This is a genomic window from Streptomyces albidicamelliae (assembly GCF_025642175.1).
In the GTDB taxonomy this organism is placed as follows: Bacteria; Actinomycetota; Actinomycetes; order Streptomycetales; family Streptomycetaceae; genus Streptomyces; species Streptomyces albidocamelliae.
The window spans coordinates 1,432,294-1,446,206 of record NZ_CP106795.1; the positions used below are offsets into that span (position 1 = coordinate 1,432,294).

The 13,913-nt window shown below is 68.9% G+C and carries 11 protein-coding genes; 3 read left to right on the forward strand and 8 right to left on the reverse strand.

What is annotated here, in order from left to right; translation table 11 throughout:
* Positions 1-213 precede the first annotated feature (213 nt).
* The gene (locus tag N8I86_RS06680) at positions 214-609 is read right to left on the reverse strand and encodes a hypothetical protein (protein WP_263277376.1); all 396 of its coding nucleotides are present in this window, start codon (positions 607-609) and stop codon (positions 214-216) included.
* Between the two features lie 244 nt (positions 610-853).
* Between N8I86_RS06680 and N8I86_RS06685 the strand changes: the two genes are divergently transcribed.
* Positions 854-1,048, forward strand: coding sequence for a hypothetical protein (locus N8I86_RS06685; protein WP_100572683.1), 195 nt, complete (start codon positions 854-856; stop codon positions 1,046-1,048).
* Between the two features lie 95 nt (positions 1,049-1,143).
* Here the strand turns inward: N8I86_RS06685 and N8I86_RS06690 are convergent, their stop codons facing one another.
* The 5 genes from N8I86_RS06690 to N8I86_RS06710 all read right to left on the reverse strand — a co-directional run bounded on the left by N8I86_RS06690 (position 1,144) and on the right by N8I86_RS06710 (position 8,330).
* Positions 1,144-1,818 (reverse strand): hypothetical protein, encoded by a 675-nt coding sequence (locus N8I86_RS06690; protein ID WP_263277377.1) that lies wholly within the window; start codon positions 1,816-1,818, stop codon positions 1,144-1,146.
* Positions 1,819-2,441: 623 nt separating this feature from the next.
* Positions 2,442-3,761 carry a nucleotide-binding domain-containing protein gene (locus tag N8I86_RS06695; protein WP_100572685.1) on the reverse strand — a complete coding sequence of 440 codons (1,320 nt, stop codon included), beginning with the start codon at positions 3,759-3,761 and terminating at the stop codon, positions 2,442-2,444.
* Positions 3,758-4,354: an SLATT domain-containing protein gene (locus N8I86_RS06700; protein ID WP_263277378.1), complete on the reverse strand. Its 597-nt coding sequence runs from the start codon at positions 4,352-4,354 to the stop codon at positions 3,758-3,760. The genes N8I86_RS06695 and N8I86_RS06700 overlap by 4 nt, the downstream gene beginning before the upstream one ends.
* A gap of 1,785 nt (positions 4,355-6,139) precedes the next feature.
* Positions 6,140-7,258, reverse strand: a complete 1,119-nt coding sequence (locus N8I86_RS06705) for a fatty acid desaturase family protein (protein ID WP_263277379.1) — start codon at positions 7,256-7,258, stop codon at positions 6,140-6,142.
* A gap of 7 nt (positions 7,259-7,265) precedes the next feature.
* Positions 7,266-8,330, reverse strand: coding sequence for a ferredoxin reductase (locus N8I86_RS06710; RefSeq protein WP_263277380.1), 1,065 nt, complete (start codon positions 8,328-8,330; stop codon positions 7,266-7,268).
* A gap of 87 nt (positions 8,331-8,417) precedes the next feature.
* Between N8I86_RS06710 and N8I86_RS06715 the strand changes: the two genes are divergently transcribed.
* Positions 8,418-9,557, forward strand: coding sequence for a PucR family transcriptional regulator (locus tag N8I86_RS06715; protein ID WP_263277381.1), 1,140 nt, complete (start codon positions 8,418-8,420; stop codon positions 9,555-9,557).
* A 511-nt stretch (positions 9,558-10,068) separates the two neighbouring features.
* Entirely contained in the window at positions 10,069-10,707 is a 639-nt protein-coding gene (locus N8I86_RS06720; RefSeq protein ID WP_073895364.1) for a DedA family protein, read from the forward strand.
* 201 nt (positions 10,708-10,908) lie between these two features.
* On the opposite strand, the gene N8I86_RS06725 is transcribed toward N8I86_RS06720, so the two are convergent.
* The gene (locus N8I86_RS06725) at positions 10,909-12,588 is read right to left on the reverse strand and encodes an amidohydrolase (protein WP_263277382.1); all 1,680 of its coding nucleotides are present in this window, start codon (positions 12,586-12,588) and stop codon (positions 10,909-10,911) included.
* A 646-nt stretch (positions 12,589-13,234) separates the two neighbouring features.
* Complete coding sequence (locus tag N8I86_RS06730) at positions 13,235-13,870, reverse strand: TetR/AcrR family transcriptional regulator (protein WP_263277383.1); 636 nt, start codon at positions 13,868-13,870, stop codon at positions 13,235-13,237.
* Between the last annotated feature and the right edge of the window lie 43 nt (positions 13,871-13,913).

Here is a 13,913-nt window from a genome sequence, read left to right on the forward strand (position 1 = left end):
CTTGCGACGATCCCCGAACACAATTTCGAGTCCCGGCCGAGGGTTTTGGCTCGCCTACCGGTCCGCCGGCGCCCTGCCCCATCCGGATGGACGCGAGGCCGTGCCATCGCATCTTGATCGCGCCCGGTGAGAGCTGGGTCGTGTTGCCGCCGGATCGGTCCGCCGGTAAGCGCGACAGGGTACCTAGAAGCGCCGGCAATATGGCTGCACCATCTACAGCGCGCCCGAGACCTCGCCTTCCAACTGGCCGACTCCCCGCCCGAGGACGCGTCCTTGGCCATCGCCAACTGCCTGACAGTGCTCCGCAGGCACACTGGCCATGGCACCCCGGAGCCAGAGGTGCAAGCCCTCGCCGCCGATCTCGACTCGCTGAGCCAACGGATGCCGACCATTCCGTCCGCGCGCATTCAGCGCGAGATCGGCCAGATCAATGACACCCTCACGACCGGGCTCATGACCGACGAGGAAGTCGAGCAATGCTGCCGAACGCTGCTTAAGGACGACGGTCTGCGCGGCCCCCAGCGCCTTGAGCTGAGAGGGTTCCTCACCGAGGTCCTGGTGTATCAAAACCGATGGAACGATGCCCTGGAACCCCTTCAATCCATCCACGCGTATTCGGTCGAGCGGCCCATGCATCCGCAGGTGATCGCCAGGACCCTGCACGATGTAGGGCTGCGTGTGGAGCTGTCCGTCGCCTCCGGCGTGCCTGAGTGCCGCGCCTCACTCATGGTCCTGGTCGGCGAAGCCGACGCACCACCTGCCCCTGAGAGCCATCAAGTGCTGTCCATTCTCGTCAGCATCACGTCAGGCATGATTGGCCGAACAGCTCAGTCTCCAGGCGAGGGTGACGTGCATGCCCTTCAAGATGCAGACGTTGCGCCTCCTGGAAGCGGTGCGCGCCGGGGAGCACGCCGCGATTCGCGAAATCTACGATGGCCTCGATGGTCTCGACACGGCGGCACTAGACCGGGATAACGAAATCGGATGGAAGCGACTTTCCCAAGCCGTCATCGACTCCGCGGTCAGCATGACGCTCCGCGGCGTTTGAGCTGCTCACGCTCTCCCCACTCAGGGCGGCGCCCACCTGAAAGACCGGCAGCGACCTCAGGGCTTCCTGCCCCACAGAAGCGGGACAGGCCGTTCTCAGACCTCCCGGGGATCTTGCTGGTCGAGCGCAGCCAGCACGGAAGTCGGATCGTCGATCAGATCGAACAGGCCGCTGGTCCGTCGCGCCCAGCGCTCTGGATCCTCTCCTTCCGCGAACGCCGCGGCCGACCTGAACTGGTTCCGGAGATTGACCGGCAGTCTGTCAGCCAGGGACGCACCGAGCTGTCGGCCCAGGACGGCGCGCGCCGATGGCGGCCGCATGCGGAGGGCCAGCTTGCCGGTCGCCGGGGCGGCGGTGTCGCTCACGCCTTCAAGAGCCGCGACGGCATCGCGCACCCAGCCGCCATCCCGGGTGTCGGGGAGCGGAACCGCGATCCGCTGAACGCTGGCGATCGCGTTCCTCCCCAGTGCGAGCGAGAGCCCTCCCGGATCCTCGTGGTAATTCAGGTAGCGGGCGACGTCGACGCCTGGCGGGCAGACCTCGTCGAGCACGACGTCGCCGACGAAGTTTGCGGGGTCGACGAGCCACCCCTCCCGCACCACAACGGATGGCTTCAGACGGACCTGATACAGATTGAACTGGCTGCGCTGGTCGGCCTGGTCACGGATCCGACGCAGCATGTTGTGGACAGCGGCCTCGTACCTGCCGACGTGGAGGGCCTTCGCCCGCTGGCTCGCGACCCACGCGGAAACCCGCTGCTCTCCGCCCATCCTCCTGCGCATCTCGGGAGTCAAGACGGCTGACGGGTCGAAGTCCCGCGTCGGCCAGTGCGCCTGCGTACTGGCGTGGTACCAGAAAACTGCGCGACCCTGTCGCCGTCGAGTGCCGGGTCGCAGGAGTCGAGCGTCACCCGAGGCGAATCCTCGTGCTCGCAGGTCATGCCGCAGCCGGGGCAGGTTTCCGTCGCCTGCTCCCACCGATCGATCCAGTCCAAATCGACACGCCACCCATGATCGCAGCGCCCACAGAACATCTGCCGCTCTCGCCAGAAGTCGATCCGCCGTTCCACGGCACCATTCTCCGGAAGCGTCCGACGGAAAACCAGCTTCAGCCGAGGTCCCAAACCCGCCGAAACTCCTCTTCCGCGGCATCTGCTTCGTCGCTGAGCAGATCGACGATCCACTCAGCGGACCTGCCGGGATCCCCGGAACGCAGCTCAGCCGGGCGGCGGGCAGCCTACCGCTTTCGCGGAAGCCAGCTCCGCGTTGAGCAGGCACTCGGACATGACAGCGAGAGAGCTGCCCATACTTCAACCCTGGGGGGCGGATGCGTCTGATGCGACGAGCCCCCGGCAGAGTCGTCGGGGCCTCGTCACGCTTCGAGGATCGGTCTTCTACAAGGCGTTCGCCCTCTTCACGCTCGTGTTGCCGATCGGCACGTCGATCCGGTCCCGAGCGACGACGACCCCGTCCTTGACTACGTAGCACTCGACGACGTGCTCGCCTTTGAAGTCCGAGTGCTCGATGCGGACTCCCCGCTTGCTCGAGTCGACGATCTGGCCGCGGATCGCGTCCCGCCGCTCGGCTTCCGGACCACGATTGAGCACCTTCCACTTCAGCGTGTAGGGCTCCCCGACCGAGCAACTGGTGACCACGAACCTCAAGTTTTTGTCGGCCTTTAGCAGGATCCCGCCGCGACGCATCGCGCGAAGCCAGGTCGGACGCCATCCGGCCTGCGTGACCTCGCAGTCGATGGACACAGTCTCGGACACGTCGACCGGGAACTCATCCTCGATGAACTCCTCGGTGTCCCTGAACGACCGGGACGACTCGCTCGCGCTCTTCGCCAGCGGCACCGACGTACCGAAGACCTCGCGCCACTTCTTGTTGGCGGACGTCTTGCCTTCGTCCGCGATCGCCTCGAGGCATCGGTTGTACGCCTTCTTGGCCTTCGGCTGGAACTGCGCCTTGACGTGGACCCGCTGTCGGCTGCCCAGCGCCAGGTAGTACTCCTGCTCTGACTGATCCTTGAGGAATTCGAAGAAGTCGCGGGCCATGAGGTCGAACGAGCCTGTGCCCGCTGCGTCGTAGTCGTCGGTCTGGTCGAAGAAGTTGTAGACGAGGGTGTCGATGAGCAGGCCGCCCATGTTTACGCCGTTCGCGTTCTTCCAGGCCCGTGCCATCCGGGCGAGGTGGCGCATGTTCGTCGAGGTGCGGTCGTTGCACTCCTTGGTCGCGGCGATCTCCTCGCGCGGCTTGGTGACCTTCCAGCCCTCAGCCTTCGTGTCCGGGTAGTCGAAGCTGCCGTCGGCGTTCTCGAACGCAGGCTGGACCTCAAACTTGAAGGCGTTGGACGCGAACCGCACTCGGACGACGCACTGGTCGACGCGGATCTCCGTGTTCTTGTACCGCGCCTTAAGGTCGTCGCGAACCCTCTCGAGAATCCTCCGCGGGCCGGTGTCCCCGTCGTAGCTCGACCGGATCCCGGGCGGCAGGATGAAGATCATGTCGAGGTCGGACACGCCCTTGATCGCGGTGTGCCGGCCGAACGATCCAACCATCAGCTTGTAGTCGGTGCAGCCGTCCTTGTCGCGGAAGTCCTTGTTGAGCGCCTTCGTGATCTCATCCCGGCGCGAGGCGACCGTCGTGGCCGTGTCTCCGACCTTTAGGTTTTCGAGCAGCGTTTCGAAGATCTCTGAGGTCTTCATCTTCATGCCTCGCCTTCGCCGAGCCGGAGCGCCTCCGGGAGGAAGAGGTCGATCTCGCGCGAGGTGAACGTCATCTCCTCGTTGTTCTGCAGCCCGCCCTGGGCGCGCGCGAACGCCCTGCTGCTCGTCCTAGGCGCGTCGGCGTACGCGTCGCGCGCGGCCCGCTGCAGCTCGTCCCGCCGCTCTCGGCCCTCCGCGACGGAGACAGTGCCGGACATCAGGTCGGCGATGAGGGAGATATAGGACTCCCGGACGTCCCACAGCCGAGAGGCGATGCCGCGGTGGGCATCGGACTCCTCCTCGAACTTGAAGGTCTTCGTCCCAAGGCTCATCCAGCTGACCAGGAGCGCGATAGAAGAGGTCGCGAGACTCGTCAGCACTGCGTTGCCGAGCAGGCCGACCACCGCGGCAAGGAAGGTGCCCGAGCTGATCGCGGTGAGAGCAATGAGGACGCCCTGCTGCCACCGGTGCTTGGTGAAGCAGATGTCCGCCTGTTTCTCATGGGTCTTGTGGCTGTAGACCACGCGCCCGAAGGCCTCTCGTATCTGCGCCAGAAGGTAGGGGTCGCGGTCAGGCACCGCGTCGCTCTCGGGTGTCAATTCGTTCCTACTCGGTCGAGGACTCCTGGACATGCGCCTGAAAGTCAGTTGCACATCTTCTGAGTATGGCGGCGACCACTGACACTCCGACCGACTTGAGCTACGTCCCGTTCAGGCCGCTCGATCTGGCCCGCTCTGCGGTCCTCCCCTGCTTCGCGCAGGTAGGGGAAAGCGGTGGACACGATGCCGCGGAGCCGCTCGCCTTCCATCTCCGCGGTGGCCCCGCGAAGCTCCTGGCTCCAGGCCCGCGCGAGAGCGAGGCTCAGAGCAACTGGTACTGATCCGGGCAGACTGGGGCCGGACCTGGCAGCGCCGACGCCTGTGCCGCGTGCGCGGTCGCGATTCCGCAGGCGGCAACCATCCCGGAGCCCCTGCGTTGTGCGACGGTACGGCCCGCGAGTCACCGGCGACCGGCGCCTCCTATGTGCTGGAAGAGCCCGACGAGGCCAGGCAACCATCTGCGCCGTCAAGTCCCGCTCGCTCCCAATCGCTCGCACTGCAGTCGCAGCATGAACCGAACCGACACCTCCAGAGCAAGATCCGGACCATGTCCGGACCAGCTCCCGACCGAAGACTGCGCCAATTACCGTTTCGCCTGGTCAATGCAGGTGCAGCTGCTGTACCACAAGCAGACCAAGAACGTTTTGGTCTCCTACAGCCCGAAGAAGCTTGGGTTCTTCTAGAGCCTCAAGTCGGGTGCCTGGCGAGGGCTTTCCCCTTTCAGGCACCCATAGGCTGCAGCGACCATCCGTGACCGCTCAGCACCTTCCGAACTCGTTCACCGCGAGTCGGTGCCCGTCCCGGACCGGCCACGGACCGGCTGAGGTGCTACCTTGCGTCGTCCGCGGCGGTGCGAAGCATACGAAGAAGTGGGGACGAGTCGGGCGTCAGACGTGGTCACACGGCGGCATGCTCGCGGGTTGTTTCAAGGTAGGTCCTCTTCGCGGACGATCACCCCCAGTGCTCGTCCCGGTACCGCAGGAGACCCTCACCATGCAGCTGTTTGGTGGCGTTACCGACCCGGACCCAGAAGTCGGTGGCCGCGCTGCCGCCTTTGGCGGGCCTGGCGAACACGGCCTTGCCAGCCGCGGCCACGCTGACCCGGCAGACGACACGGCCCGGCGGGTGCCCATCGGACCAAGATCCGACCGTTTCCGGACCAACAGCCTCCCGAAATCTCCTGCAGGCACCACCTGCCCAGGTCACCATGCATACAAGTGCTGCACCACCAGCAGACGAAGAACCTTTATTGCAGCTACTCCCGAAGGCAGTGGGGTTCTTCTAGCACCTTGCCGGCAGGCCTGCCCGGTATCGGCGGGCTGCCGTTCGAGAGCAGGGAGCTCAAGGTCGCCGAGGATACTGTGCCCGCCTTTGTCACCGACGGAATGGTCGGGGTGCGCGACCGGGACGTGGACGAGGGCGTGTGCGAGGTCTCGGACGGAGGCCACCACTCCCCGCATCTCCGCCGCGCCGGCAGCGAAGACGACGGAGGGCGAGGCCTTTTCCTCACGTGTCCGTCGGTCGGCGTTCGGCGCCGACCTTGTGGAGGTGCCGGCGGATCGCCCGTCGACACGCCGACACCTCCCTCGGAAGTCGCGGCCGGTCAGCGGCGTCCGCCTGCGCACCGCGCTTGCGCGCCAGGACTTCGCAGCGCAGCCGGACACCGGGCTGCCCGGATTTCGTGTCGTACGGTCTGATGGCGCGGCCGCGCACTGTCCGCAACCGATCTCACCGAACCCGGCGGTGCCGCCGGTACGGCCGACAGATCTGAACCAGTACCAAGGATCAGGCGGCGACGAGCTCCTGCTCGCGGTCCGGCGTCTTGACCCCGGGCCTCTTGTTCGGCAGCGAGAGCCGGAAGACCTTGCGCCACGCGGAGAACACCTGTTTGGGCAGCGGTCCGGTGACGTACTCCAGCTCGTACTTCTCGAACAGTGCGCGCACCTTCACCGCGACCTCGGCGTACCGGTGGCTCGGCAGGTCCGGGAACAGGTGGTGCTCGATCTGGTGCGACAGGTTGCCGGTCATGAAGTGCATGGCCCTGCTGCCGCTGATGTTCGCCGAACCCATCATCTGGCGCAGGTACCACTGGCCGCGCGTCTCGCCCTTGATCGACCGGCGCTCGAAGACCTGCACGCCCTCGGGGAAGTGCCCGCACATGATCACCGAGTGGGACCAGATGTTGCGGACCAGGTTCGCGGTGAACGTGGCGGCGAGCGTGGTGAGGAACGACGGGCCAGACAGCAGCGGGTGGATCACGTAGTCCTTGAGTACCTGCTTGCGGATCTTGCGGCCCACGGCCTTGGCCCGCGCGCGGAACTCCGGGTTCTTGCGGCGGCGCTTGTGCAGGTTCTTGCCGAGCTCCAGGTCGTACGCTGCGATGCCGTACTCGAAGAAGCAGGCGTTGATGAAGTTCCACAGCGGCTGTCCGAGGTGGAACGGGTGCCACTTCTGGTCCTCGTCGACGCGCATGATGCCGTAGCCGAGATCGTTGTCCTTGCCGATCACGTTGGTGTACGTGTGGTGCAGCTCGTTGTGCGAGTGCTTCCACTGGTCGGCCGGTGAGACGTGATCCCACTCCCAGGTGGTGGAGTGGATCTTCGGGTCTCGCATCCAGTCCCACTGGCCGTGCAGGACGTTGTGGCCGATCTCCATGTTGTCCATGATCTTCGCCACCGACAGACAGGCGGTGCCGAGCAGCCACGCGGGCGGGAAGATCGAGAACAGCAGCACGCCCCTGCTGGCCAGCTCGAGCTTGCGCTGTGCCGAGATGACCCTACGGATGTAGACGGCGTCTTTCTCGCCGCGTCCGGCGATCACTTCGTCGCGGATCGCGTCCAGCTCGTGGCCGAGCTCCTCGATCTGCTCCGCCGTCAGGTGGGCGGTGGGGTCGATGGCGGTCAAGGTGCTCCTACCGTTCGATGTCGCAAGGGCCCGCCGCGGCGGACACACAGGTCTGGATGAGGACGCCCGGCTCGGCCTCGGTGATCTCGCCGGTGCGCAGGTCGCGAACGGCGCCCGCCTTGAGCGGCGTGACGCAGCCGAAGCAGATGCCCATGCGGCACCCGGACGGCATGAGCACGCCGGCCTCCTCGCCGACGTCCAGCAACGGCGTGGCGCCGTCCGCGTCGACGGTCTTGCCGGTGGCGCGGAACGTGACCTCGCCGCCGCCGTATCCGTCACCGGCGACGACGATGCCGGGGCGGAAGCGCTCGGTGTGCAAGCGCCCTTGGACGCCGTGCCCGCTCCAGTGCTCTTCGGCAGCGTCGAGCAGGCCCGCGGGCCCGCAGGCCCAGGTCTCGCGCTCGGCCCAGTCGGGCACCAGTTCGTCGAGACGGGCGATGTCGAGCATGCCGTCCGTGTCGGTGTGCACCTCGATGAGCCGCAGCTTCTTGTCCGCGACCAGAGTGTGCAGTTCGTTGCGGAAGATCACGTCCTGCGGCCGTGGCGCGCAGTGGACCATGACGACGTCGTCGAACTCGGTGTCGCGCAGCATGCCCATCACGGGCGTGATGCCGCTGCCGGCCGTCAGGTAGAGCACCTTGGCGGGCTTGGCCTGCGGCAGCACGAAGTCGCCGGTCGGCTGGTCGAGTTGGATCAGCGTGCCCGGTGTCGCCCTGCGGACCAGGTGGTTGCTGACCTTGCCGTCCGGGATCGCCTTCACGGTGATCGTGACGCGGCCGTCCTGGCGGTTCGTCGGTGAGGTGATGGAGTAGGCACGCCACAGGCGCACCCCGTCGACGTCGACCCCGATCCGCACGTACTGACCGGCTGTGTGGCCGCGCCAGTCCCGTCCCGGCCTGATCACGATCGTCGCGGCGTCATCCGTCTCGGGGTGCAGGGCTTCGATGCGCCCCCGCATGTCGGCGCCCGCACGCAGCGGGCTGACCAGGTCGAGGTAGTCCGACGGCAGCAGCGGCGTCGTGACCATCTCCAGCAATTTCCATGCCCTGCTGCGGAGGGCAGTACTCGTCATGACTCCAGCTTGCTGCGTCTCAAGGCGTAAAGTCCTGACCGCAGGACGTGAATCTGGTCGGTCGAATTGTTCGCAGGAAACAAAAACGTGAGCCATGCAATCCGGAGGGCCAGCGAACTGGCCCTGGATGAGACGACGGTCACCGCACTTCGGGCCGCGCTGAAGACCACCGCCGACGAGGTCGTCCAGGCGATCATCGACGAGGTCCCTTCCTACGCCAACGCCCTTTCGGGCAGCATGGGCGGCACCATCCGCCGAGCCGTCCGCACCGCCCTGGGGAACTACCTGGACCTCGCGAGCGGGAACGCCACAGGCGGCGACGGCGGCGACGCAGCCTACGAGCTGGGCCGCGGCGAGGTACGCGACGGCCGTTCGATGGACGCCCTGCTCAGCGCCTACCGCGTCGGCGCCCGCGTGGCCTGGCGATGCCTGGCAGCGGGTGCCGTACCCGCAGGTCTGCCCGCCGCCGAGGTCGCCAAGTTCGCCGAGCTGACCTTCGCCTACATCGACGAGCTCTCCGCCGCGAGCGCCGCGGGCCATGCCGACGAACTGGCCGCCCGGGGCAGGGCCCAGGAGCGCCACCTGGAACACCTGGCCCGCGACCTCCTCGCCGGCGCGAGCCCGGACGTGCTGCTGGCCTCTGCTGAACGGGCCGGGTGGCAGCCTCCGGTTTCGCTGACCGCGGTCCTGCTGCCCGCCGCCCAGGCCCGGCCTGCCTACCGCGCGCTCGATCCGAGCACCCTCGTCCTCGACGATCTCCCGGACGCCACCGGTGTGCTGCTCGTCCCCGATGCCGACCGATCACATCTCTTGCGGCAGCTGACCGACCGCACCGCTGTGGTCGGCCCGGCCCGGCCATGGACTCGTGCGTCCTCCTCGTACGCACGAGCCGCACGCGCGCGCTCCCTCTCCTCTGATATTCGCGACACCGAGGACCACCTGCCCGAGCTGGTGCTGAGCGCCGACGTGGACGCGTTCGCAGACCTGCGTGCCCGAGCCCTCGCACCGTTGCGGACCTTGCCAGTCGCGACCGCACGGCGGCTGGAGGAGACGTTGCGGGCGTGGCTGCTGCACCAGGGCAGGCGCGACGACGTGGCGGCGGCGTTGTTCGTCCATCCCCAGACAGTCCGGTACCGGATGTCGCAGCTGCGGGAGCTGTTTCCGGATCTCGCATCGCCACACCGGGTCCTTGAACTGACGCTGGCGGTCGGTCTTCGGGTCAGCTGACGCGTACTTCGACCGCTCACGACCGCTTCCGCGAGCGGTTGTGCTCCGCGGTGCGGCGACCGCTTCGGGCGCCACGCTGACAGCCGACCCCAGAAGACGGTTCGGCCTACCTGTGCCATGTGATACCGCGGCCCACTCGCTAGCACCACGTACCACCCATCAAGATCCGGACCAGGTGCGGACCGAATCAGTTCGGCACTCGACATTTCCACTCTTTGTCGCAGGTCAGGAGCGAGGCCAGGCATGTACCACCAGCAGACGAAGAACCTGCTGGTGTCGTACTCGGCGAAGAAGCTCGGCTTCTTCTAGAGCCGTCCGCCGGACGGATCCACGAACGGACTCGTGGGCCGAACCGAACGACGCCAGGGCGTCCGACCGGGTCAGGTGCCTGGCGGGCGCCCTCCTTGGCCGGCCACGGCATGTGACGTGGCCACCGCAAACGCCTGTGCCGCGGTGACACGAGATGCTGGGAGGGAGAGCGACCGACGAGGACGGCCTGGAGGCGATGGCGGTGACAGCCGTCAACCCGATGGACAGTGCCTCGGTGCTGGCTGCCTTCGGGGCGCTCGGGCTCCTCGCCGTGATCTTCGCCGAGTCGGGTCTGCTGGTCGTCGGCTTCTTCCTGCCCGGTGACACGCTGCTGTTCCCCGCCGGTGTGCTGTGCGCCGGCAGTGCTCAGCAGGATCCCCGGCTGGAGTTGTGGCAGGTCATGCTGTGCGGGGCCGTCGGCGCGGTGGCCGGTGGCGAGGTGGGCTATCTGATCGGGAGCCACGGTGGGCGAAGACTTCTGAGCCGCACGTCCAACCGGCGTGTGAAGGGCGCGGTGGCCCGGGCGGAGGACCTGCTCGCCCGGTACGGCTACGGCAAGGCGCTGGTGATCGGCCGGTTCGTGCCGCTGCTGCGGACGGTCCTGCACCCGGTGGCCGGTGCGCTCGGGGTGCCCAGGCGGCCCTTCACGGTGTGGCAGACCGTGGGCGGTGTGCTCTGGTCGCAGACCCTGATACTCGCCGGGTACACCCTGGGCGCCTCCTTCCCGCATCTCGACGAGTACCTGCTCCCGCTGGTCGCCGTGGTCGTCGCCCTCTCGATGCTGCCGCTGCTGATCGAGGCCGGGCGTGCCCACCGCGAGCGCCGCCGCACCCGGCCCTGACCGGGCCGGGCCGACTCTTGACCGGGCCGGAGCGAGCCGGGCCGGGCCGGACACGCGGGAACACCGCCAAGCCCGCCGTCGGCCGAGCCGTGCGGCCGAAGGAGGCAACCGGGAGGACCGAGACGACACGCCGCGGACGCCGGGGCGCGCGACGCGGTCTGGTGCCCTGACGTGCCGGACCGTGCCGTGCCCTCGGCACGGTCACAGATCCGCCGCCCGGTGGGTCGTCCGTCCTCCCACCACGGTGAGCAGGACGGGGAGCGCCGCGAGGTCGGTGTCGGGCACCGCGAGCGGGTCCTCGGCCAGGACGGTCAGATCGGCGCGCCGTCCGACGGAGAGCCGGCCCGCGTCGTCTTCCTCTCCCGCGGCCCAGGCGGCGTTGACCGTCATCCCCTGGAGTGCCTGGAGCGGGGTTAGAGCCTGGCCAGGGCCGTGCGGGGGCAGGGAGAGGTCGGCGGGGCGGCGGTGCCGGGCGCCGGCCATGACCTGCAGCGGCGGGTACGGCGCGATGGGCCAGTCCGAGCCGAGGACGACCCGGGCGCCGGCTTCCCAGAGGTCACGGCAGCGGAACGCACGAGCGGCGCGCTCGTCGCCGAGTCGGCGCGACCAGTTGTCGGTGTGATCGGCGCGTGTGAACTCGCAGCAGTGGGTGGGCTGCATGGAGGCGGCGACTCCGAGGGGCGCGAACCGTCGCACGGTGTCGTCGGGGACGGTCTCGATGTGCTCGACCCGGTGGCGTACCGGCCCTGGGGCGGACCCTGGTGCCGGGTGCCGTACGGACCCCTTCGCCGGCTCCCGTACCGATCCCGGAGCCTGTGCCTGTGCCTTCTCGACGGAGTCGAGGACGTGGCGTACCGCCGCGTCGCCGATCGCGTGGGTGGCCGTGGGCACGCCGGCGCGATGGAGCGCCGTGATCACGTCCGTGTAGCGCCGCGGGTCGGGCCAGTGGGCGGCGGCCGACTCGCCGTGGCAGTCGGGGCTCTCCAGCCAGGCGGTGCCGTTGTCGATGGTGCCGTCCATGAACAGCTTCACACCGGCCACCTGCCACAGCCTGCCCCCGGTGCCCTGCGCCCGGACGAGACCGTCCACAGTGGCGTCGTCGGCGTCGGGCCGGCACCAGGGGGCGACGCGCAGCCGCAGGGGCAGGGCTCCCTCGGCCTCCAGCGCGGCGTAGACGGCGAGACTGTCCCCGTTCGCGTCCATGGCGTGGCCGCCGGTGAGTCCGGACGCGGCCATGGCGCCCAGCACCCGTGCGGTCCGGGCGCGTAGCTCGGCGTCGGTGGGCCGTGGGGCGACGGCCTCGACGAGTGCGCACGCGGCGTCCTCCAGCAGCAGGCCGGTGGGCCGGCCGTCGGCGTCGCAGACGATCTCCGAGCCCTGGTCGAACGAGCGCGGTCCGTCGACGCCGGCCAGTTCCAGTGCCCGTTCGCTGGCGATCAGCGAGTGGGCGTCGAACAGGTCGATGAGGGCGGGGATGCCGTCGAGGACGGGTCCGAGGGCCGCGTGGCCGACCGGGGCGGTGCCGAAGGCGTTGGGGTCCAGGCCCCAGCCGCGCAGCCAGGTGCCGGGGCGCAGGTTCCGGGCGGCCTCGGCGAGCGCGGTCCGTACGGCGGGCAGGTCGCGGCAGGCGGACAGGTCGGCCCCCATGGTGCGTTCGGCGCCGGAGACCGGGTGGAGGTGCCCGTCGGTGAGGCCCGCCGTTACCACCGCTCCTCGCAGGTCCACGACCGTGCTGCCGGGTCCCGCGAGGGCACGGGCCTCCCGGTCGTCACCGAGGAAGCTGATCCGTCCGTGCTCGGCCGCGAGCGCGGTGTGCGGAAGGAACCGGCCGGTACCGGGGTCGAGCAGCCGGGCGGAGAGGAGGACGAGGTCGGCGGGCACGAGGCTGCTCCTTGGTGACGGGGGGAAGTGGATGGGGGGAAGGCCCGGTGGATGTCGCGGAGTCACCGGAGCCGATCGCATATCCGGGCGGACGACTCGCCGGCTGACGCCCCGAGGACGAAGCCGACTCGGAGGCCGATCGGGGGGGACGGACAGGACCGGGTGACCCCGGACGGGGCACGGGCAGGACCGGGTGACCCCGGACGAGACACGGGCAGGACCGGCCGCACCCAGACGCGGCACGGACAAGGCCAGCCGACTCGGACGAGACACGGGCAGGACCGGCCCACCCCGGACGGGGCGCGGGCAGGCCACCCGCCCGCCGTCCGAACCAGACGCGGACGATCCCGAGCGCGACACGGACAGGACCGGCCATCCCTGGACGCGGCACGGACAGGACCGGCCACCCCCGGACGCGACACGGACAGGACCCACCCCCGGACGCGACACGGACAAGACCGGCCACCCCCGGACGAGGCACGGACAAGACCCGACCCCCGGGATGGCGCACCGACAGCCCGCTCCCGGCGCGCGCTGCCCGACCCGGACACGGACGAACCCACCGACACCAACCGCAGCGCGCCGGCAGCGCGCCGGCAGCCCACCGGAAGCACACCGGCGATGCACCGCGAATCACCGGCAATGCTCAGTCGTCCCCCGGGTCGAGCGCGCCGCGCGGCAGCCCGAGTTCTCGTTCGGCGGTGGTGACGGCCATGCGCATGACCGCGGGGGGCCGTCGCGGCGTCGCCGTGTTGGCGTGCGCGCCGAGGCCGTCGAGGACGACGAGGATCTGGACGGTGGCCGTCAGGGAGTCGTCCGTGACGAACTCGCCCGCGGCCACACCGTCCCGGATCAGCCCGTCGATCCGGTCGCGCCAGTCGGCCTCCTGCCGCTCCACCCGGTCGCGCAGCACGGGCCGGTACCGGCTGAGGTGGCGGGCGTTGATCCACAGCCGGCTGAGGGCGTCGTACGCCTCTCCCGAGGTGCGGGACAGGAAGCGGGACAGGTGGCGGGTGGGGCTGCCCTCGGGGCGGACCGCGGGGAGGAGACGGTCGAGTTCCCCGGTCGCGGCGCTGCCGAAGGCCTCCGCGACGAGGTCCTCGGCCGAGGGGAAGTAGTGGCTGATCAGGCCGGGACGTACGGCGAGTTCCTCACCGATGCGGCGCAGGGTGACGCACTCCAGGCCCTCGGTCAGGGCGACGGCGGCGGCCGCGTCGACGATCTCCGCACGTCGGGCGGCCGGGTCCTTGCGGATCCGCTTGCGCTGAACGCTTGACGACATGACGTCAATGCTATTGAGTGTGCGACCAATAAGCAACTGGTCA